This window comes from Shewanella pealeana ATCC 700345 (assembly GCF_000018285.1).
Lineage (GTDB): Bacteria > Pseudomonadota > Gammaproteobacteria > Enterobacterales > Shewanellaceae > Shewanella > Shewanella pealeana.
Genome location: NC_009901.1, coordinates 4,112,475 through 4,132,603, shown reverse-complemented (window position 1 = coordinate 4,132,603; position 20,129 = coordinate 4,112,475). Strand labels below are relative to the sequence as shown.

Here is a 20,129-nt window from a genome sequence, read left to right as displayed (position 1 = left end):
ACTTTTTCAGCATTAAAAGCCAATGAATTTTATGTAAGTGGCTGATAAATAATAGAGGTAAATGGTAATCATGCAAACCACAAGGGTGATATTGCTTAGACATGGTGAATGCGAAGGTGGCAATATTTTGCGCGGCCAGATCGATGTCGCTTTAACTGAGCAGGGTAAGCGGCAGATGCAAAGCGTGCTTTGCGGCCTAAAGAGCCCCGGTTCTACACCTGATGTGGTGCTGAGCTCACCACTTATTCGCTGCGCTAACCTCGCTGAAGAATTTGCATTGACTCAGGGGAGCCCTTATGCGGTAGAGGCCGCCTTTAAAGAGCTAAACTTTGGCGATTGGGATGGGCAAACATTTGATGTGCTTTATCAATCTCATGCCGCAGCATTAGATGCTTACTGGGCTAATCCTTGGTTGGCAGCGCCGCCTAATGGCGAATCAATGCAGGACTTTGAAGCGCGTATTGAGCGCGCTTGGCAAGCTATGTTTGAGCAACATCAGGGTAAACAGATATTACTGGTGACTCACGGCGGCGTGATGCGTCACTTGATGGCAAAAGCGCTAGGGGTAAAGCAAGCGGCAGGCTTTTATACCTCACTTCAATTACCCTATGCAGCCAAGGCGGAGATTGATGTGCTGCACGATGAAAACGGACAGCAGTTTTTAACTCTGCATTGGGGTAAATAAGGTCTCAGGTTTTAAAGAAGGTGCTAGGTCCTAGGAAAAGAGCAGGTTCTAGGCAAAGCAAAGACGGTAAAGCTAAGACGATTAAAGCAAAGCCGAACGGCCTGCGGCCTAGGGAACGTGACTGCGTCACTCACAGAACGCTGCGCTTACGGTACGAGCAAGGGCCTAGGAAAGGCAAAGAAAGCTCCTAGCTTCTAGGAAAAGCAGGGCTTAGGAGAGCAAGAAAAGTATTGGCTGTTGTAGGTCGGGCTTTAGCCCGTCAAGCTTGTGATTTTCCTAGTAGGGCGCAGCCCGTCCTCGCAGCGTAGCGTCCTAGAACCTAGCCCCTTATTTTAGCCCGTCAGAAATGCAGAGCGGTCTAGCTAATGTAATTGCATCAATGAAGCAAGGCTACGCTTAGGATCCTTGCTAGATAAGTAAAAAAGCTCAGCACGCAAGTGCTCAAAGGCGTGTTAAACTGCGGCGTTATCTTGTTGGCGCTGATAGCGCTAATGCTTGTGATAACAGCTTATAATAAAAAGTTAGGTGCTTAACGGCATAAAGGGAACCGGAAGCTGACTTCAATGGTTAGCTGAGTCCGGACTGTACCCGCAACTGTAGGAAAGATAGCATTAGGCTATTTTTCAAGTCAGATACCTGCCTAACTGAATGTTGTTCGAACATGCCAACATGTATCGATATTTACAAGTGTAGCCATATGCACATTGACTCGAGCGGGCGACTCGGGGGAGACAGTAAAATGAAACCTAAAGATAGGTTTAGAGACGGTCAGCCTCAATGACTGAACGGACACTAGCAGCTAAGGCCGAAACTAACAGCGATGCTAACGCTAACGACAATACTCATGTCAGCGGCAACAGTCATAGCAATATAGTGCTATCGGTGAAGGATCTAAGCTGGCAGCTCAACGGTACAGCTATTTTATCGGCCATCGAATTTAGCCTAACCGAAGGCAAGATGCTGGGCATTATTGGCCCTAACGGCGCGGGTAAGTCTAGCCTATTGCGTTGCCTATACCGTTTTATTCAACCCACAACTGGCTGCATTCATCTATTTGGTGACGAGATTAATACCTTGTCGGCCAAGGCTTTTGCTAGGCAGATAGCGGTCGTTCTGCAAGATACTCCGCATCATTTCGAAATGACCACTGCCCAGCTTATCGCTCTTGGGTTAACCCCTCATAAAGGCGCGTTTGATTTCTCCAGCCGCGGCGACCGAGAAGTGATAGCTCAGGCCCTCGCTAAGGTAGGCCTACAAGATAAGGCGAACCAAGCTTACGAGAGCCTATCAGGCGGCGAGAAACAGCGTGCACTTATCGCCCGCGCCATAGTGCAGCGACCTAAGCTGCTGATTCTCGATGAGCCGACTAACCATTTGGATATTCGCTATCAGATCCAAACCTTAGAGTTACTGAGAAGCCTCAAAATCACGGTTATCACTTCCATTCACGACCTTAATCTCGCCAGCGCCCTATGCGATGAGTTATTGCTGTTAAACAATGGCCGTAGCGTGGCGAAAGGCTCCCCTAAAGCTGTGTTGACAGAGAAGCGTATCGCCGAGGTGTTTGATGTGTGCTGTGAGATTAAGCCCCACCCACAACATGGCAACCCACTGATCAGTTACTTTTATGGCTATGATGCGAGCCTTGCGGATTCCACTCAACATTCGATAGAAAATCCTATTGCAGGAGGGCTAGATGAGTAAGCCTTCAGCTCGCCAAGTCGGCGCAGTATTGAGTCAGCGGCGTCCTATCGAGTACCTAGTATTTTCCTTGTTGCTCTTTATAACTTTGCTTACCCCTTTTGCGGCGACAAGTTTTGGCGCTGCAACAGTTAGTGCCGTTGATGTTTTTAATGTGCTGGCTTATAAGCTGCTGAATCTTGGTGAGTCACTGGGGGTTAGAGAGCGGATTATTTGGGAGCTGCGTTTACCGCGAGTGTTACTGGCCTTTATCGCCGGAGCAGGGCTCTCGATTGCTGGTAGTGTGTTGCAAACAGTGACTCGAAATCCGCTAGCAGACCCTTATCTGTTTGGGATCTCATCCGGCGCCTCTTTCGGCGCTGTAGTGGCGTTAACCCTATTTAGCCAAAGTATGCTTTGGTTAAGCCTGCCCGTAGGAGCCTTTATTGGCGCTAGCTTGTCGGTGGTGATGGTGCTGAGCCTGTGCGGCCGCAACTTAAGTACCCAGGTTGAACGTATGTTGCTCTCCGGCGTGGCTATCTCGTTTATGTTTGGCGCGATGGCAAGCCTGATGCTGTATTTCTCTAGCCCACAAGCTGCGGCCTCTGTGCTGTTTTGGACCTTAGGCAGTTTTGCCAAAGCCAGCTGGCAAGGCCTATGGTTGCCAGCCGGAAGCGTTATCTTATCTACCCTAATCATCTTACTTAATAAGCGCCAGATTGTGGCCATGCGTGCGGGCGATGAAACCGCCCATACCCTAGGGATTAATGTCGGCCACTTGCGTCTCAATATGTTGCTTCTGTGCTCGCTTATCACCGCGATACTGGTCGCAAATTGTGGCGGTATCGGCTTTATCGGCTTAATGGTGCCCCATACGGTGCGTTTACTGTTTCCGGGACGCTACCCCCTGTTATTAACGGCGCTGGTGGGAGGGCTATTTATGGTTTGGGTCGATGTATTAGCCCGAACATTATTGAGTTATCAAGAATTGCCTGTGGGGATCATTACCTCGGTGATGGGCAGTATTTTCTTTCTATTTATTTTAGGCAGTCGCAGCGGTAAACGTATTTAGCGAGCCACATTTATAACATCCTTATTGAGTGGTTGAGGGGAAACAATGATGTTTGATATTAAAGCTGTAAATACTGAATTTGATGATGAAATTCAGCAAAAAATAGACACTAAAACTAAGCCCCTAGGCGCGCTGGGTGAGCTAGAACCGTTGGCTCTGCAAATAGCCCAAGTGCTGGGCAAAGATAAGCCACAGATCAGCAAGCCAAAGATGATGGTATTTGCAGCCGACCATGGCATTGCACAGTCGGGGGTATCCATAGCCCCGAGTGAGGTGACCACACAGATGGTGGTTAACTTTATCAATGGTGGTGCGGCCATTAACGTGTTTACCCGTCAGGTTGGCTTCGACTTGGAAGTGATCGACTGCGGGATATTAAAGCCAATTGAAAACTTAGAAGGGGTGATCGACCAACGTTTAGGCTCAGGCACTGGCCCTATTCATAAGCGTGCAGCCATGACGCTCGGCGCGGTGAAGCAAGGCTTTAAGATGGCGACCACGCGAGTGGAGATGCATCATCAAAACGGCTGTAACTTAATAGCCTTAGGCGAGATGGGGATTGGCAATACGTCGTCGGCAGCCGCGATAATGTCGGCCTTAACAGGCTGTAAGGTGGAAGATTGTGTAGGCCGCGGCACCGGTATCGATGCGGCGACCTATAAGCGTAAGAAGATGCTCGTTGAGCAAGCGCTGCTTGTACATCATAGCGAGCTTGATGACCCTATGCAGGTACTTGCCTGTGTCGGCGGCTTTGAGATAGTGCAGATGACGGGCGCAATGCTAGCCGCAGCTGAGCGTAACATGCTTGTGATTGTCGATGGCTTTATTGCCAGCGCGGCAGCATTAGCGGCGGTAAAGATTAATCCAAATGTACGTGATTATATGATTTTCGCCCACCAGTCTGATGAGAAAGGCCATGTTCTGATGCTGGAGTTTCTGCAGGCTAGGCCACTATTAAAGCTTGGCATGAAACTCGGCGAAGGCACTGGCGCTGCATTAGCGTTACCCCTAATCCAAGCTGCGGCAAATTTTTATAACGAGATGGCCAGCTTCGAAGATGTCGGGATAGAGATTTAAGGACCGAAATAAACAAAGACGGTATAGGCTGAGACGGTGCAAGCTAAGACGGTACGAGCTGAGACGGTACGAGCTGAGACGGTACGAGCTGAAACGATGCAAGAAGAGGTAGCAAAGCCTATTTGTTCTTCTGTAGGTTGGGCTTTAGCCCATCAATCTTGGTTTTATATAAAGGATTTGTCGGCATAAATACCGACCTACGGGGCAAGACGGTGCAGGTTAGAACTAAAGAGTTGGAAAAGACGGAAAAGAGTGGAAGGTTATCCTTGTTCCGGTAGATCGAAGACCGTTCGTCTTAGCTCTACTCGGCTTCTAATCGTCTCTGCTATTTTCGGATTTTTTGTCCTAGCTCTATTCGATTTTTTAAGGATTTTTACATGCAAGCTTGGCAACAACAGCTCAATCTTTTCTTTATCGCTATGGGGTTCTTTACGCGGATCCCTATGCCGAAATGGATTGAGGTCGATGCAGATAAACTGAATAAGGCGAGCCGCTACTTTGGTCTCGTTGGCTTATTGGTCGGTGCCATTAGTGCGCTGGTTTACACCTTAATGTTGTATTGGGTATCTCCCTCTATCGCCATTGTGCTGGCGATGATCACTAGCGTGCTAGTCACGGGGGGCTTTCATGAAGACGGCCTTGCCGATACCGCCGATGGATTAGGTGGCGGCTGGACGGTTGAAGCCAAGCTTAACATCATGAAAGACTCTCGCCTTGGCAGTTATGGTGCGCTGGCTTTGGTGCTGGCACTGCTACTCAAGTGGCAACTACTAACAGAGCTTGCGCTGTTTGACCCAAGCAGTGTCAGCCTTGCACTGATTGTCGGCCACTGTTTGAGTAGAGTGGTAGCTGCGAGCTTTATCTTCTCCGAGCCCTATGTCAGTGACTCTGATACCAGCAAGAGCAAGCCACTTGCGCAAGAGCAGGGCATCAATGAGCTATCTATCTTGCTGGCAACTGGCATATTGGCGCTGTTGTTAGTGGGGGTTATGCAAGCCTTAGTGTTAACGCTTGCTCTTACCATAGTACGCTACGGTTTTGTCAGACTGTTTACAAAGCAGATTGGCGGTTATACCGGTGATACGCTCGGCGCGGCCCAGCAAGGCTCTGAGCTGACCTGTTATCTGCTATTGCTTGTATTAGGAGTGAGCTGGTGATCCATCTGGTTTTAGGCGGTGCTCGTAGCGGCAAGAGCCGCTTCGCCGAGGCGCAAGTACAGGCGTACTTAGCTAACGTCACAGTCAATAATGGCTCTGAGGCTAGTTGTTTTTATCTGGCTACGGCTCAAGCGTTAGACGCCGAAATGAACGAGCGCATCCGTCACCATCAAACTCAGCGTCAGTCGGATACCATTCCATGGAATACAATAGAATGCCCCCTAGCGTTAACGGCTGCATTAAAGTCTCACGACACTGACAACAGCATCATCTTAGTGGATTGCTTAACCCTGTGGCTGACTAACCATCTATTACAAAAACAAGACAGCTGGCAACAGGTTAAAGCCGAGTTTTTGCAAAGCTTAAGTGAGCTCAAAGGGACAGTTGTTCTGGTGAGTAACGAGGTCGGTTGCGGCATAGTGCCAATGGGCGAGATAAACCGCCGCTTCGTCGATGAGGCAGGCTGGTTGCATCAAGATATAGCGGCCATCGCAGACAGAGTCACTTTAGTGACAGCAGGCTTACCCCTGAGTTTAAAAGGCTAAAGAAACAGAACATGTCGACATTGAATAACAATAAAGTCCATCCACTAACTAAAGTCTTAATGGTGCAGGGCACCACATCCGATGCGGGCAAGAGCACCTTGGTCGCGGGCCTATGCCGATTGTTTGTGAGAAAAGGCGTTAAAGTTGCCCCTTTCAAGCCGCAAAATATGGCGCTTAATAGTGCGGTAACCATAGATGGCGGCGAGATAGGCCGCGCCCAAGCTTTGCAGGCAGTGGCTTGTCATCTCGAGCCGCAAATCGACTTTAACCCTATTTTATTAAAGCCGAGCTCAGATACCGGATCACAAGTGATAGTACATGGTAAGGCCTTGATGAAGATGGAAGCCGAAGACTATTTTGGCAAGAATGCCGAAGGTTATCGGGTCAAGGCGATGGCGGCAGTAAAAGAGTCTTATCATAGATTAACCTCCAATTACGACATGCTGCTGGTGGAAGGGGCGGGCAGTCCTGCCGAGATCAACCTGCGCGAAGGTGATATCGCCAACATGGGTTTCGCCGAAGAGGTCGACTGTCCGGTGATTATCATTGCCGATATCGATAAAGGAGGTGTGTTTGCCCATCTAGTTGGCACCTTAGCGCTGCTTAGTGAATCTGAACAGGCGCGAGTCAAAGGCTTTGTGATTAACCGTTTTCGCGGTGACGTAAGCCTGCTGCAAGATGGCTTAGATTGGCTAGAAAACTACACTAACAAACCTGTACTTGGCGTATTACCTTATCTGCATGACCTGCATCTAGACGCCGAAGATGCCTTGATTGCAGCACCTGAAAAATCTTCTGATACTAAGCTGAAAGTTTTGGTGTTGGTGCTGCCACGTATAAGCAATCACACCGACTTTGATCCTTTAAGGCTTAATCCGCAGATCGACTTCAATTATGTGTCGTTGCAGACCCTTGCTAAAAGTCAGGCCCAAGACCAGCAAGCGCTACCGCCAGCGGATTTAATCATCATTCCAGGCAGTAAAAATGTCCGTGCCGACCTTGAGTTTATCCGTGAACAGGGCTGGGATACGGCAATAGACAAACACCTGCGTTATGGCGGTAAGGTGTTAGGGATCTGTGGTGGCTACCAGATGCTAGGGCAGGCGATCGACGATCCTAGTGGGATCGAAGATATTGCAGGCTGTAGCGAAGGCTTAGGTTTACTGCCGCTGGTAACAGAGTTAACCGCCAACAAAATACTACAGCAAGTCGAAGGTCATTTAACTCTGCTTGGTGAAACTGCACCTGTTCAGGGTTATGAGATCCACTGCGGTCGCTCGCGCTCATTAATGCCACTAGCGAAGCCATTACACCTTAGGGAAAAAAGTGGCGAGCAAGTTAGCAATGAGCAACAACCGGGACAAGCCGAGGGGATGCTTTCTAGCGATAGTCAGATCATGGGGACCTATCTGCACGGCTTGTTTGATTCGCCCGAGGCGTGCCAACTTATTTTGAAGTGGGCAGGAATGGAGCAAGCTGAGGCTGTGGATGTCAATCGAGTACGTGAGCAGCAGCTAGACCGACTCGCCGATGTGTTAGAACAGCATCTAGATCTCGAGCGACTCAATCAGATCTGGCAAGCTAGCAGGGTAAAAGAACTGAGTGAAAAACAACACGTTTGAATGAAAAATAACAGATTCGAACGAAAGCTGAACGTTAGTTGGGCGCTAACTAAACAATTAAATTATTATAGGCGGTCATCATAATTGATTTGCTGAAATCCTTGCCAGTACTGGGATGCAGCTAAACGTAGAATTAAATAGGGACGTAATATGACACAAGAAAAATCAACGGATGCGATTAAAGCGGAGCGTCATAAAGCTCGTCAGCAGCGGATCAAAGAGGGCGTCGATGCCAAGATCGCTCGTGCTCAGGAAGAGAAAGGGATCCTTTTAGTGTTAACCGGTAACGGTAAAGGTAAATCCACCTCAGGTTTTGGTACCGTGGTTCGCGCCGTCGGTCATGGTAAGAAAGCAGCTGTAGTGCAGTTTATTAAAGGTAACTGGGACTGTGGAGAGCGTACTTTACTTGAAGGTGCTGGGGTCGAGTTTCATGTGATGGGCACAGGCTTTACCTGGGAAACTCAAGATCGTGAAAAGGACACTGCCGCCGCAGTAAAGGCCTGGGAGGCCACCGAGAAGCTACTGAAAGATGAAACGATCGATCTAGTCATGCTCGATGAGCTGACCTATATGGTGAGTTACCATTATCTAGAGGTGGAGCGCGTGATTGAAGCACTAAAGAACCGTCCGCCTATGCAGCACGTGATAGTGACGGGCAGGGCGTGTCACCGAGCGATCGTAGATCTGGCCGATACAGTGAGTGAGGTGCAGCCAGTCAAGCATGCATTTGAAGCCGGAATCAAAGCCCAGCCCGGCTTCGACTACTGAAAATGGCTATTGGACGAGAAAAATAACTTGAAGAATAGAGATGGAATGTGTGACTACTGTGGTGATAAGATCGCTAGTCAAGTAGACCATATTTCTTCTGTTAGTGACCATGTTGATTCAGTTTTAGATGGTACGATTACTCTAGGTGAGGCTGAAGACCTAGCTAATGGCTCGGAAAATTTTGCTGACAGCTGTGGAGGTAGCACTGGAAGTTGCAACCAAGAAAAAGGTAAAAAGAATGTTGATGATTTTCCCAAGAAGGAAAAAGAATCGAAAAGGATCTCTCGTCGTAGAAGATAATGAGTAAATAATGCTATGAATACTGAAAGTAAAATTTGCGAAGAACTTATTACACACTTGTCTAAATGCGTCTTAATAGATTTTGATAATATTATAGTTTGGGAGGACGCTAGTACATTAAAGGAAACAGCGTTGGCTTTTCCAATAACTCATTCTGATGCCCACTTGGTTTTTACTATTGCAAACGATAGAAATATATTCCTTGCTACTCTAACTGATGGTGATATTGATGATGTAGTATCAATCCTTCTGGATCTTAATGAAGCTGATTTTAAGGCTGAATGGGGGAAAGCTGTAACTACGAGTTATGAAAGCTTAAATAGAAAAAACATATACGGCCTTTTCTTTAGTCGAGTTAGGTACTATGAATTATTCCATTCAATAAAAGATTCATTTCGATTCTTAGGTAAGGAATATACTATCAAAGCTGTAATTTTTTTGTCTAAAAAAGAGATAGAGACCTATATAAATAGCGAAGATGAGTTTTATGAGCTGATTGGTGAAAAAGATATGGTTAAATTTGAACAGGTTAAGTAAAGCCTTGCCACCAAAAATACAACCTATAAGCATCTAGACATATATGGACAGGCATAGTTAATTGCGTAAATTCCACAGCTCCAACTAAATTTTAGTTATCGCTTCAGAAGAACATCGATAAAGGGGTCATAGCCCTAGATGATAAGCTGCCATCCATCATAAATGTTAAGTTTTAGCAACGGTTTATATGGACAGACATGACAATCAGACTTAAATAGCTAGTGATTTCCCCTCTTAATTAGTCCCATATCATTGGGGCTTTTTGTTGCCTGTAAATTGTCAATTAGACCAGTACACTGAGCATTACTCACCAGTAGAAGTGATCAGTTGTGAACAGCAGTCTGTGCAATTGACACCAGCGCCACTAGTTGTATTTGTTGTCGTAATAAAAGTACATACTATATCTAGTAGGTTGCTAATGCTTATCTAAATTTGTCAGCTTATGGTTATATTTTATGTCAGGATATGATTATATCTTTAAGCTAAGTGGTTGAAAGTCGGATAAGGGTTATGTCAGCTTATGCTTCCAGCGACACTATTGCAGAAGTGAATTACTGCGTTACGTCCTCGCTCACAACTCGCCTACCTAAAGGTATGTCTTCGTTGTTCGCTGTGGGGCGCCTTGTACTACGCTTCTTCATGACGCCATTTACTTTCAGACTGTTTGCAATGATGACTGCATTGTCTTCGTTTTCCTACCCCATCAACTGGCCCTTAGAAAGAGTCGTATGCTCAGGGGCTGGCTGTTTCTGGAAAAATTTGACGGCTTAGCCACAACGTCGAGTGCTGTGAAATATCGCAGATGAGGTGGAAGTTTCACTCCTTAACCAGTTTTTCGTATTTGCTGTTATCGGCTTTTCCGTCTTTTCCGTCTTATCCGGATCCGTCTCAGCTTTTACCGTCTTAGATTTAACCGACCTTACAAGGATTTTAATGAACAGAGTTACCAGATTATTTATGTTACTGACGGCTTGTGCTTTACCATCAGCTTTTGCGCATGCTGATATCGCTGCGCCCGCTAAACGTATTATCGCGCTTTCACCACACTCGGTTGAGATGCTGTATGCCATTGGCGCGGGGGAGGCGATTGTGGCGACCACAGATCATGCTGATTTCCCCGAGGCAGCTCTCGCCATTCCGCGTATTGGCGGATATCACGGGGTGCAAGTCGAGCGCATACTGGAGCTAGAGCCCGATCTCGTGGTGGTATGGGGCAGTGGCAATAAAGTCGAAGACATTACCCGTATTAAAGCGCTAGGTTTTCGGGTGTTCGATAGTAACCCTGACACGCTCGATGAGGTGGCCGATGAGCTTGAGTCTCTGGGAGAGCTAACTGGGCATCAAGTCCTGGCTGCAAAAGTGGCTGCCGATTACCGTCAGCAACTTAAGCAATTACGTAGCGAGAATCTTGCCAAGTCAGGGGTGAATGTCTTCTATCAACTCTGGTCGACCCCGCTTATGACCGTCGCCAAGGATAGCTGGATCCAGCAAATCATTTCAGTGTGTCACGGTGATAACGTCTTTGCTGATGCGGCTAACGATTACCCACAAGTCAGCTTAGAAACTGTGGTGCTTAAGCAGCCCGAAGTGATCTTACAGAGCCAAGATGAAGGCAACATCTTAGGTGTAGACTGGAGCGCGTGGCCTGAGATCCCTGCGGTTAAAAATAAGCATATTTATCAGCTTAACGCCGACCTACTCCACCGCGCGGCCCCTAGAGCCTTGCTTGGCGTAGAGGCGCTATGTGATGCGTTAGATAAGGCGCGTTAAGAAAATATAGCTAGTGCTTAATCTGTATTTCTGAAAGCGAAGCCTAGCTTCCAATCATTTTAATAGAGCTGGGGTAAGCTTTTCCTTTCGTTTGACTGTTAGATGCTGTGGATGCATGCCTATGGATCCACACCCATCGATCAGTTTTCTTGAGCGCAACAGTCCACCGAATTGGTAGCGAAGTGAGTTCGCCTTCTGCCGTTAATTTAATGATTAAGGTCAAGCCTATTAAAGCGTGATTCCCGGAGATAGCGACTGTTGACCAGTCCCATTGAAATTGTGTGGCGGTGGCATCATTGAAGTTTCTAAGAAATAGTTGCTTAACAGCTTGCCTGCCGACACATAGCTCATCTTGACCTGTTCCAATTACCGATATTCTGTCATCTGCGTCAAACACTGCCATTAAAGCATCAATATCCTTTGCGCAGTATGCTTTCGCATAATCTTCTAGCGTTGCGATTATTTGCTCTTCATCTGACATCTTAACTCCATTTTTGTCGTCATTATTATGTGTGGTAAAAGGAGTGTAGTCAGCCATCCAAGCATGTTCCATTAACAATGGGATTCAACTGCTATGTATATTAGTGAGATTTGATTAAGTTTAGGAAAAGTGCCCCTCTAACTAGTCATATTTTCATTGATGACCGATACTTGAGCTTGTATCTACAAGATGCACGTCGCATTTGTTATTGAGCGGGCGGTTCCAACTAGACTCGAACACTCAAGCTTCAATTGCTGATTAGATTCACCACCTGATTGCTAGAGGTTACATTATGGAAAATCCAGTAAATAACATGCTAACGAAAGGCTGGAAATGGTTTGTGATGGTCGGTGTGGTAGTGACCCTTGCCGGGATTTTAGCCATTAGCCTACCGGTTGCGGTAGGAGTGACTATCACCACCATTATTGGTGGGATCTTTCTAGTGATTGGGCTGGTGCAGGTCTATCACACCTTGAGTATTCCTAAATGGGGAGCCAAGTCTTGGTACGTCATTAGTGCTCTGTTCTATCTTATTGGCGGTATTTTTATTTTAGCCGAGCCTTATGTCGGCTTGTTGACCATTACGGTTATGATGATAATGATTATGCTGTTTAACGGTGTGACTCGGATGTTCTTTGGCTTTATCAGCCGTAAAAACCTAGATGGGTGGCCATGGATTGTATTGAGTGGACTCCTATCTACCGCCATTGCGGTTTACTTTTTCAGCCTGATGAAAGACCCGGAGTTTTCACTCTCTCTGTTAGGGATCTTCATTGGTGTCTCTTTCATCTTTGAAGGGTTAAGCTTTATTTTGATTGGCGCCCAGATGAAAAAAGCAGTACCCAAATAGTCCTTACTCCCTATTTATCTCGTATTAGCTTGTCGCTATTTTACCTAGGGCCTCGGCCCTAGGATCTGCTCTTGCGTAACAGGTGACGGCATAAATGCCGACCTACAAAAGCTTATTGCTTTTCCGGCTTTCTCCTCTTTCTCGTTTTAGCGCTAACCGTCTTTGTTTTCCTAAAACCTAAAAGCTGCTTTTCTTATCCTGTAGTGTTATAAAAACATAACAGTTAAAAATAATAACAAGAAAGGAATCGAATACATGACTACGCTACTGATCTGCCTGTTTATTGCCATGTTGCTACCTTATGCTGCTAAAGGCCCGGTTGCGGCTGCTATGGCTAAATTAGGCGGCTATGACAACAATCACCCGCGGGAGCAGCAGTCGAAACTCACAGGCTTTGGCGCTCGAGCGGTCGCGGCGCATCAAAACGCCTTCGAATCACTGTTGATTTTTGGACTTTCAGTATTGGCGGTGATTGCGACCGGTAAGGTTAACGCCGTTGCAGAAACTGCGGCAATCGTACATGTGATAGCCCGCATTGCCTATCAGCTACTGTATTTAATGGATAGAGGCAGCCTGCGTTCTCTGTCTTGGTTTGTGGCAATATTTGCCTCATTTACCGTGTTTTGGCAGGCGGTTTAAAAGAAGGTTCTAGGGTTAAAAGAAGGTTCTAGGAAAAAGCAAAGACGGTAAGAGCCGAACGGCCTGCGGCCTAGGGAACGTGACTGCGTCACTACGGAACGCTGCGCTTACGGAAAGGTAAAGAAAGGTACTAGGTCCAAGGAAAAGCAAGAAAAGCAGTGTTTGTTGTAGGTCGGGCTTTAGCCCGTCACGCTTTTGCTTTTCCTAGCAGGGCGAAGCCCGTCCTCGAAGCGCAGCGCCCTAGGATCTAGGACCTTGTTTTAAAGCAGAGACGGAAGAGAGTGGAGGGTTATAGCTTTTCCGTGAGGTCGAAGACCGTTCGTCTTTGCTTTAACCCGCTCTTATCCGTCTTTGTTTAGTAGACTCTTTTACCGTCTTAGCTTTATTCGGTGATAACTTATCGCTTCATTTCTGGGTATTCGAACTCGTGGCACTGGTTACAGTAAACCTTGCTCTCTTTGTGCTCAATATGGCAGTAAGTACAAGGTAGGTCTGTGCCGTAGTGTAGGCTGTCATGTGGATTGGGTTCAACGTCGTGGCCAGCGTCAGCAGGGCGTTTAGTTAGCTCAGCAACATCCTCCACGCTGCCGTGACAGCTTTCACACACACTTGCTTCTGGGATGGTTTTGCGTTTGGCTTCGCCATGGCAAAAACTACAATCTACTTTGCCGTTGTCACCGGTCATTATCTCTTGGTGGTAATCTTTAAGCTTCATCGCGTTGGCTGCTGGAATTGACATCAGCATCATCATACAGATAGCTGTTAGTACTCTTAACATCGTTAATCCTATTCTTTCTTTGGGGCTAATTAGCCCAGTATTCGTTAAAACATCACTTATTAATCAAGCCTTGCTCTTTGAGTGACTCAGGCTTTCCTTAGCCTTGTGACTCGATTTGCTGCAATAGGCGGGAGTGGTACCTATCGCAGCCAGTAGAGCGTGGGGGACTCGTATCGCCCCCCTAACTTATGAGCTAGAGCTTAGTCACAAACTCGTATGCAGCCTGAATGTCTGGTGTGAATGGACGGTCAACTTCAACAAATGGCACTTGCTTACGGAAAGCTTCATACATGGCTTTAGTCGCTTCGCCTTGCTTGATGTTCTTGTCTGCAAGTTTGCGTAGGTCGATAGCTTGAGTCGAGTGCATCAGCTCTAGGCCGTACATTACGTTTGTGTTATCAACGATTTGGATAAGTCTGTCAGACGCCAATTTCAAGTTAGTGAAGGTGTCTTCGATGTTACCAGCAATTTGGATACCGTCGAATGAAACAGGGTTTGCTAAGGCTTTATTACGAACCTGCATATCAACGAAGCTCTTCTGGATTGCACCGAATGCGTGGCCATTGTTACCCGGTGCGCTTAAGAAACGCGGTAGACGAGTAAAGTGGTCATCCGATAGGTGGATAGTACGCATGGCACTGTTATGTGAAACGTGAGTCAGCGCGATGCTTAGTTGTTGTACGGCAAGTGCGACAGGGAGTGGTTCAAAGTTGGTAGTTGGGAACACACCGCCTTTGCCTTCAACTAAATACTTAGAGACCTGAGAGTTGTTACCGTAGTCTTTACCCGCACCTAATATCACACCTGGGTTGTCGTCTGAATGGTTGATCTGGATATCAATCATCTGTCCAAGATCTGCTAGTGCCTTGTAGGCGCTAGCAAACGTATAGGCTGTGGTGCGGTAGCTGAGTGGATCTTGCAGTGGACGTTCGCTATTGGCATCCCATAAGTAGCTTCCAGATAGGGTATTACGCACATCGGCTGTCGCTTCTTTTAGGTATGGGAAAGGGCGAATGTCATTGGTCTGTGGCAAGAATGGCGACACGTTACCGTTTAGGCCTTCAAGGCTTAGGCTAAATACCGTTGGTGAGACCTCTAGTAAATGCTTAGCATCGCGGTAACCCTTCATCGCGTAAGCCACGCCAACAGAGTTGTTGGACAGAATCGACAGCGCATCTTTACCTACAGGGGCTAGCGGCTTGATCCCCGCTTTTTTCATCGCTTCGGCGCTGTTCATGCGCTTGCCTTTGTAGATCACATCCCATTCACCAATCATGGCTAGGCCAACATGAGAAGCCAGTAGGATGTCCGCTTCGCCTACCGTGCCCTTAGATGGGATAATTGGTGAGATATCGTTATTTAGGTAAGCTTGGTAAATCTCGGCAACATAAGGCTGTACGCCTGTGTGACCAGACAAGATGGTGTTTAAGCGTACGGCTAGCGCAACACGAGTTAAACGCACTGGCATGGCTTCACCTACACCAGCGCTGTGAGCGCGAAGCGTGCTGTAGTTGAACGACTCAGAAGCCTTTAATACTTCAGCGCTTAGCTCACCGTTAGCATCGAATAGTTTATGATCTTTGTTTAGACCTACACCAACTGTTAGTCCATAAACTGGCTTGCCTAGACGAGCGGCTTCCATTAATAACTCATGGGCTTTGACTAAGGTTGTCGCTGATTGCGGTGCGATTTTTACTTTAGCGCCATCGGCAATCGCCCAAGCTTGATCTTGGGTAAAGTGTTTACCGTCGAGTACCACAGTGTCTGCAGCCATGGCATGAGTCGCAGTTAATGCAAGTGCGAGTGATGTTAATACAGCATTTTTAGTTGTTTTCATCTTGATCAATTCCATAATTTTTTGCTGCTCAGTGCAGGGCACTTAGCTAAGCGAATTTGATTTTTATTTGAGCTAAGCGAGATTCAGTTTCACTGGCTGGCTCTGTGAACAATGACGACCAGCATTACGTCCAGTTACTACTCCTTCAGCTACCGCGCAGGCACCTAAACGACTGGCACCGTGAATGCCACCAGTGGCTTCACCCGCTGCGTATAGACCTGGGATTGGTTTGTTGCTGACAAGGTGTAGTACTTCTGAGGCGGTGTTTACCTTAACGCCACCCATGCAGTAGTGAACTTTTGGCCACATGCGTACGCCATACCAAGGGCCTTTGTCTAGCAACATAGCTTTTTGCATTGGACGACCAAACTCACCGTCTTCACCCTTGGTGACGGCTTCGTTCCAGCGTGCAACCTGTGCTTTTAGCGCTTCGGCTGGCATGTTGTAGATTTTGGCTAGTTCGTCTAGGTTGTCGGCTTTCTTAATAACATTGTATTTAAGGCCCCAAGCTAGAGTTTGTGCATCTTTGGCGCCTTCGGCATTGGTAAAGCCGATTGGGTATACTGGCTTACCTTGTTCGTCGCGACGAGTCATGATGGCGTCGGCACGAGCCTTACGGTCGGCGAGTTCATTAAAGAAGCGCTCGCCTGTGCGTACGTCAACTACGATGCCACTAGGGTAGGTCGCAATCGTGTTGAACTGCGATGCAGTACCGAAGCCTTTCTCATCGGGAGATGCCCATGGGCCAAGCTGGATCTGATCTAAGTGAATTGGGTTGGCACCCAGTAGCATCATCTGCTTAAGTGCTTCAGAGGTTGCTCCTGCGTGGTTGGTCGAGTCCAGCTCACTGGTATATTCAGGTTGCTGCATTTGACGGTATTCAATATCGTTACCGAAACCACCCGTTGCCATGATCACGCCTTTACGGGCACCAATTTTAACCATTTTTCCGGTGCGGTCTTTAGGGAAGTAATAACCTTGGCGCACGTCTAGACCGATAACACGGCCGCTTTCATCTTTAATAAAGCCTTCGAGCTTGGCTTGATTGCGCATTTCGATGCCACTCTTCTTAGCCGCTTTGATTAGTGGACGAATAATGCCTGCGCCCGAACTCTGTACTGTTTGTAATACGCGTGGAATTGAGTGGCCGCCGAAGTGTTGTACGAAAGGTTTCCACTCTACACCGTGATCGATTAGCCATTCACAAGACTCGGCTGTGCCATTACACACAAGCTTTAGCATCTCGACATCGTTCATGCCGCGACCTGACTCCAGCATGTCGGCAACCATGACGTCGACAGAATCTTCGATGCCTTCTTTCTTCTGTAGAGGTGAGCCTGCCACCGCCATTGCGCCGCCGTTGATAGTAGAGTTACCTCCAAAGACTGGCATCTTGTCGATAACCATAACGCTTGCGCCAGCTTCTTTTGCCTGTAGCGCTGCAGACATACCCGCAAAGCCACTGCCAACGACGATAACGTCGACAACTTCGTCAAACTTGGCTTCTTCTATAGAGACGCAAGCGGCGTTTGCCGACAAGGCAACAGTGCTACCTAAGCCTGCAACTGCCATCGCAGCACCGCCTTTCAGTAGTTGGCGTCTGCTAGGACTCGCCAGTTCTTTTTCGTTCATCTATCTGTTTCCCTATATCGATTTTAATTTGTTTATCAGGCTATTGGAGCCCAATGTATGCAGATAAAGTGCAGCGACTGTGCCAACTCGCTAATAATGGCGAGATTGCTAGTGATTTATGAACAAGAACATGGAATCATGAAATCTCGTGGTACGAGGTCATGATATTTCGTGAACATCTCGACATATCAATAATAAAGTAGCCTTATTGTTAGGATTTAAAATAGTGTTGGGTACTTATCACCTTCACTAAAGGTGAGCCGTTAACTATAAAGCGAAAATTCTTCATTCAATATAAGTAGGGGTGATTGTGGTTATTATTGACTATGTTAGCTAATTAGTTTGATTGGTGGTAGAGGGGAGTGAACCTATAAATAAAATACTTATATGAAGGTGGTAGAATATATTGAATTGTTTTTGTCACTATAGTGTCCCACCTATTTTTATAGATTAATTCAGAGTCAGTTCTCTAGCTGTTATTGCTCGGTAAATAGCCGTAGACGTTAAGTTATGGGGCGATTACGGTTATAATTAGTAAATGATTATACATAGGGTGGTTCTAGTTTTGTTGGGGTAAACCATTGGGTAAACAGTTGCTTATTGTTATTGGGCGGATGGCGCATGCTGTTCTGGTAGTCAGAATTGCTTTAGCTCTAATCTTATGTTTAAACCATCACATACTAACGTGAATGTTATAAGTTCATCACACATTTAATCCTATCCATGAATAGCTCACAGAACAGTGTTTATTTTTAAATGGTTCACATGTTTTGTCGCTTTTATGATTACTTCACATATTCCAGTTAAGTTTTAAATGGCTCTCTTATTTTATGTTTGTGAACATATTATTTTATTTTACCACTAAGGTTAGAGTGTGGTGTTGACCACGGTTTGATATATGTTTTTCTTAATTGTTGTCTATTTTTGGTTATTTATGAACAGGAACACAGAATCACGAAATACAATGATTTACCATCACGAAACTTCGTGGCTAACCCGAGATATCAATGAAGGAACAATTTTATTATCAGGCGACTCACTGTCTATGCAGCAGTTTGTCACTCGAAGTCGCTCTACAAAGTTACTACGAATTTGTTAAGCAGTACCTGCCTATCGATGGTATTTTTCTCAATATCTATCGCCCCGAACACGGTGATATTCAGTTCTTGTCTCATGTTAATGAACAACAGGCGGTAGCACTGGATAGACAGGTGAAAATTTCGCCTGAAATGGAAGCTGTGTTGCAGGAAACTGACCGACCAGTGATCCGTATTATTAATGATATTAGCCTGGATAAGGTGACGGGGTTTGTTGCGCCGCAATTGATCCCTGAAATCGCTTCGGTTGTTTTGTTGCGCATGGTTAGCAGCGATACCCATCTCGGTGTGGTCGGATTTTATTCCAAAAAGAAAGCACAGTTTAAACCTTTGCATGCGGACCTAATTGAACCCCACAAAGACACATTATCTCTGATCACCGCCTTCAATTTACGTGGTCGTAACTTGCTTAGAGCTAACCAAGCATTGAGCCTAGAAAATGATAGTCTTAAGCGAGCCATGTTTTGTCCTGACGGTGTTGTGGGAGCCGAAGGGGGTTTGAAGAAGGTAATGGTGCAAGTCGATGCGATTGCTGCTTTGAATACCAGTGTATTAATGCAGGGTGAAACTGGCTGCGGCAAAGAAGTCATTGCGAATGCGATTCACGCAAAATCAAATCGTGCAGGGAAGCCTTTTATTAAAGTGAACTGCGGCGCCATTCCTGAAACACTCATAGACTCGGAGCTATTTGGTTATGAGAAAGGAGCGTTTACTGGAGCCGAGACCCGTAAAGCTGGTTACTTTGAGCAGGCGAATGGCGGCACCATCTTCTTAGATGAGATTGGCGAGCTGCCACTCTCTGCGCAGGTGCGCTTATTACGTGTTCTGCAAAACAGTTCAATTACCCGAGTGGGTGGCTATGAAAATGTTGACCTGGATATTCGGGTTATTGCTGCGACCCATAGAAACCTACAAGCCATGGTACATGAGAAAACCTTTAGAGAAGATCTCTGGTATCGATTAGCTGTTTTTCCTATTGATATTCCGGCGCTACGCCAGCGTCGCAGTGACATTCCACTGTTAGTGCAACACTTTATCGAAATGTTGGCCGCAAAGTTTAACTTGGAAAAGTTACCTAGAGTGATGCCAGAGCAATTGAGTATTTTGAATAATTACAGCTGGCCGGGTAACGTGCGCGAGCTGATCAATGTACTTGAGCGAGCCATCATTCAAAAGCCCAGAGGACCGTTAACCTTTGATTTGTTGCAGGCGCAATCAGATGAGGAAGTGACCACGAAAGCGGGACAAACCATTATCGTTGATCCCAGCCACGCCAGTGACAAATTAGTGCCACTCGAGACCATGATAAGTAAATACATTAGCCATGCAATGCGTATAACCGGCGGAAAACTCTATGGACCGGGCGGCGCAGCAGAGCTATTGGACATTAACCCTAACACTCTCAAGAGCAAGATGAAGAAGCTCGGATTATGCTAAAGCAGCTTCCAGGGATGATGGGTTAACAGCAAAGTTAATTAGGCAATAAAAAAACACTTCCGAGGAAGTGTTTTTTTATGACTTTCTAAAGAGGTTCTCGAATATCTAGGGAGCTAATTAAACGAGAAAGTAGTGACTCAATCTATCCTGGATTGAGTCGAACTA

At 46.5% G+C, this 20,129-nt stretch carries 18 protein-coding genes and 1 riboswitch; of the genes, 14 read left to right on the top strand and 4 right to left on the bottom strand.

Features of this window, described 5'->3' with window-relative positions:
- Nucleotides 1-61: 61 nt before the first annotated feature.
- The 11 genes from SPEA_RS17830 (at nucleotide 62) to SPEA_RS17780 (ending at nucleotide 11,213) form a co-directional block, all read left to right on the top strand.
- Entirely contained in the window at nucleotides 62-685 is a 624-nt protein-coding gene (locus SPEA_RS17830; protein WP_223296525.1) for a histidine phosphatase family protein, read from the top strand.
- A 506-nt stretch (nucleotides 686-1,191) separates the two neighbouring features.
- Nucleotides 1,192-1,343: riboswitch (cobalamin riboswitch) on the top strand.
- Nucleotides 1,344-1,462: 119 nt separating this feature from the next.
- Nucleotides 1,463-2,389: an ABC transporter ATP-binding protein gene (locus SPEA_RS17825; protein ID WP_012156595.1), complete on the top strand. Its 927-nt coding sequence runs from the start codon at nucleotides 1,463-1,465 to the stop codon at nucleotides 2,387-2,389.
- Nucleotides 2,382-3,437: a FecCD family ABC transporter permease gene (locus tag SPEA_RS17820; RefSeq protein ID WP_012156594.1), complete on the top strand. Its 1,056-nt coding sequence runs from the start codon at nucleotides 2,382-2,384 to the stop codon at nucleotides 3,435-3,437. The genes SPEA_RS17825 and SPEA_RS17820 overlap by 8 nt, the downstream gene beginning before the upstream one ends.
- Nucleotides 3,438-3,485: 48 nt before the next feature.
- The gene (gene cobT / locus SPEA_RS17815) at nucleotides 3,486-4,514 is read left to right on the top strand and encodes a nicotinate-nucleotide--dimethylbenzimidazole phosphoribosyltransferase (protein ID WP_083766716.1); all 1,029 of its coding nucleotides are present in this window, start codon (nucleotides 3,486-3,488) and stop codon (nucleotides 4,512-4,514) included.
- Nucleotides 4,515-4,891: 377 nt separating this feature from the next.
- Complete coding sequence (locus SPEA_RS17810; RefSeq protein ID WP_012156592.1) at nucleotides 4,892-5,671, top strand: adenosylcobinamide-GDP ribazoletransferase; 780 nt, start codon at nucleotides 4,892-4,894, stop codon at nucleotides 5,669-5,671.
- The gene (gene cobU / locus SPEA_RS17805; RefSeq protein ID WP_012156591.1) at nucleotides 5,668-6,216 is read left to right on the top strand and encodes a bifunctional adenosylcobinamide kinase/adenosylcobinamide-phosphate guanylyltransferase; all 549 of its coding nucleotides are present in this window, start codon (nucleotides 5,668-5,670) and stop codon (nucleotides 6,214-6,216) included. The genes SPEA_RS17810 and cobU overlap by 4 nt, the downstream gene beginning before the upstream one ends.
- A gap of 11 nt (nucleotides 6,217-6,227) precedes the next feature.
- On the top strand, nucleotides 6,228-7,838 hold the full coding sequence (locus tag SPEA_RS17800; protein ID WP_012156590.1) for a cobyric acid synthase: 1,611 nt from the start codon (nucleotides 6,228-6,230) through the stop codon (nucleotides 7,836-7,838).
- Between the two features lie 150 nt (nucleotides 7,839-7,988).
- Nucleotides 7,989-8,606 carry a cob(I)yrinic acid a,c-diamide adenosyltransferase gene (gene cobO, locus SPEA_RS17795; protein ID WP_012156589.1) on the top strand — a complete coding sequence of 206 codons (618 nt, stop codon included), beginning with the start codon at nucleotides 7,989-7,991 and terminating at the stop codon, nucleotides 8,604-8,606.
- Between the two features lie 27 nt (nucleotides 8,607-8,633).
- On the top strand, nucleotides 8,634-8,906 hold the full coding sequence (locus tag SPEA_RS17790) for a hypothetical protein (RefSeq protein WP_150102249.1): 273 nt from the start codon (nucleotides 8,634-8,636) through the stop codon (nucleotides 8,904-8,906).
- Between the two features lie 15 nt (nucleotides 8,907-8,921).
- Nucleotides 8,922-9,443 carry a hypothetical protein gene (locus SPEA_RS17785; RefSeq protein ID WP_012156588.1) on the top strand — a complete coding sequence of 174 codons (522 nt, stop codon included), beginning with the start codon at nucleotides 8,922-8,924 and terminating at the stop codon, nucleotides 9,441-9,443.
- 957 nt (nucleotides 9,444-10,400) lie between these two features.
- A complete protein-coding gene (locus SPEA_RS17780; protein ID WP_049768016.1) occupies nucleotides 10,401-11,213 on the top strand; it encodes a cobalamin-binding protein in 813 nt (270 codons plus the stop codon).
- Between the two features lie 43 nt (nucleotides 11,214-11,256).
- Here the strand turns inward: SPEA_RS17780 and SPEA_RS17775 are convergent, their stop codons facing one another.
- A complete protein-coding gene (locus tag SPEA_RS17775) occupies nucleotides 11,257-11,751 on the bottom strand; it encodes a nuclear transport factor 2 family protein (protein WP_223296524.1) in 495 nt (164 codons plus the stop codon).
- A gap of 235 nt (nucleotides 11,752-11,986) precedes the next feature.
- Between SPEA_RS17775 and SPEA_RS17770 the strand changes: the two genes are divergently transcribed.
- Together SPEA_RS17770 and SPEA_RS17765 are read left to right on the top strand one after the other, a co-directional pair.
- Nucleotides 11,987-12,544, top strand: a complete 558-nt coding sequence (locus tag SPEA_RS17770) for an HdeD family acid-resistance protein (protein ID WP_012156585.1) — start codon at nucleotides 11,987-11,989, stop codon at nucleotides 12,542-12,544.
- A gap of 255 nt (nucleotides 12,545-12,799) precedes the next feature.
- Entirely contained in the window at nucleotides 12,800-13,183 is a 384-nt protein-coding gene (locus SPEA_RS17765; protein WP_012156584.1) for an MAPEG family protein, read from the top strand.
- 397 nt (nucleotides 13,184-13,580) lie between these two features.
- Here SPEA_RS17765 and SPEA_RS17760 read toward each other — a convergent pair whose 3' ends face one another.
- The 3 genes from SPEA_RS17760 to SPEA_RS17750 form a co-directional block, all read right to left on the bottom strand.
- Entirely contained in the window at nucleotides 13,581-13,961 is a 381-nt protein-coding gene (locus tag SPEA_RS17760) for a cytochrome c3 family protein (protein WP_012156583.1), read from the bottom strand.
- Between the two features lie 193 nt (nucleotides 13,962-14,154).
- Nucleotides 14,155-15,798 (bottom strand): HAL/PAL/TAL family ammonia-lyase, encoded by a 1,644-nt coding sequence (locus SPEA_RS17755; RefSeq protein ID WP_041411066.1) that lies wholly within the window; start codon nucleotides 15,796-15,798, stop codon nucleotides 14,155-14,157.
- Between the two features lie 72 nt (nucleotides 15,799-15,870).
- Nucleotides 15,871-17,430, bottom strand: coding sequence for a flavocytochrome c (locus tag SPEA_RS17750; RefSeq protein WP_012156581.1), 1,560 nt, complete (start codon nucleotides 17,428-17,430; stop codon nucleotides 15,871-15,873).
- Between the two features lie 1,007 nt (nucleotides 17,431-18,437).
- Between SPEA_RS17750 and SPEA_RS17745 the strand changes: the two genes are divergently transcribed.
- Nucleotides 18,438-19,964 (top strand): sigma-54 interaction domain-containing protein, encoded by a 1,527-nt coding sequence (locus tag SPEA_RS17745; RefSeq protein WP_012156580.1) that lies wholly within the window; start codon nucleotides 18,438-18,440, stop codon nucleotides 19,962-19,964.
- Nucleotides 19,965-20,129 lie beyond the last annotated feature (165 nt).

Excerpts from the sequence above, each read along its gene's own strand:
- SPEA_RS17770 (WP_012156585.1), top strand. The coding sequence starts at position 11,987 with ATGGAAAATCCAGTAAATAACATGCTAACGAAAGGCTGGAAATGGTTT.
- SPEA_RS17765 (WP_012156584.1), top strand. The coding sequence starts at position 12,800 with ATGACTACGCTACTGATCTGCCTGTTTATTGCCATGTTGCTACCTTAT.
- SPEA_RS17745 (WP_012156580.1), top strand. The coding sequence starts at position 18,438 with ATGAAGGAACAATTTTATTATCAGGCGACTCACTGTCTATGCAGCAGT.
- cobT (WP_083766716.1), top strand. The coding sequence starts at position 3,486 with ATGTTTGATATTAAAGCTGTAAATACTGAATTTGATGATGAAATTCAG.
- SPEA_RS17780 (WP_049768016.1), top strand. The coding sequence starts at position 10,401 with ATGTTACTGACGGCTTGTGCTTTACCATCAGCTTTTGCGCATGCTGAT.
- cobO (WP_012156589.1), top strand. The coding sequence starts at position 7,989 with ATGACACAAGAAAAATCAACGGATGCGATTAAAGCGGAGCGTCATAAA.
- SPEA_RS17830 (WP_223296525.1), top strand. The coding sequence starts at position 62 with ATGGTAATCATGCAAACCACAAGGGTGATATTGCTTAGACATGGTGAA.
- SPEA_RS17755 (WP_041411066.1), bottom strand. The coding sequence starts at position 15,798 with ATGAAAACAACTAAAAATGCTGTATTAACATCACTCGCACTTGCATTA.
- SPEA_RS17775 (WP_223296524.1), bottom strand. The coding sequence starts at position 11,751 with ATGGCTGACTACACTCCTTTTACCACACATAATAATGACGACAAAAAT.
- SPEA_RS17800 (WP_012156590.1), top strand. The coding sequence starts at position 6,228 with ATGTCGACATTGAATAACAATAAAGTCCATCCACTAACTAAAGTCTTA.
- SPEA_RS17785 (WP_012156588.1), top strand. The coding sequence starts at position 8,922 with ATGAATACTGAAAGTAAAATTTGCGAAGAACTTATTACACACTTGTCT.
- SPEA_RS17750 (WP_012156581.1), bottom strand. The coding sequence starts at position 17,430 with ATGAACGAAAAAGAACTGGCGAGTCCTAGCAGACGCCAACTACTGAAA.
- SPEA_RS17825 (WP_012156595.1), top strand. The coding sequence starts at position 1,463 with ATGACTGAACGGACACTAGCAGCTAAGGCCGAAACTAACAGCGATGCT.
- SPEA_RS17820 (WP_012156594.1), top strand. The coding sequence starts at position 2,382 with ATGAGTAAGCCTTCAGCTCGCCAAGTCGGCGCAGTATTGAGTCAGCGG.
- SPEA_RS17810 (WP_012156592.1), top strand. The coding sequence starts at position 4,892 with ATGCAAGCTTGGCAACAACAGCTCAATCTTTTCTTTATCGCTATGGGG.
- SPEA_RS17760 (WP_012156583.1), bottom strand. The coding sequence starts at position 13,961 with ATGTTAAGAGTACTAACAGCTATCTGTATGATGATGCTGATGTCAATT.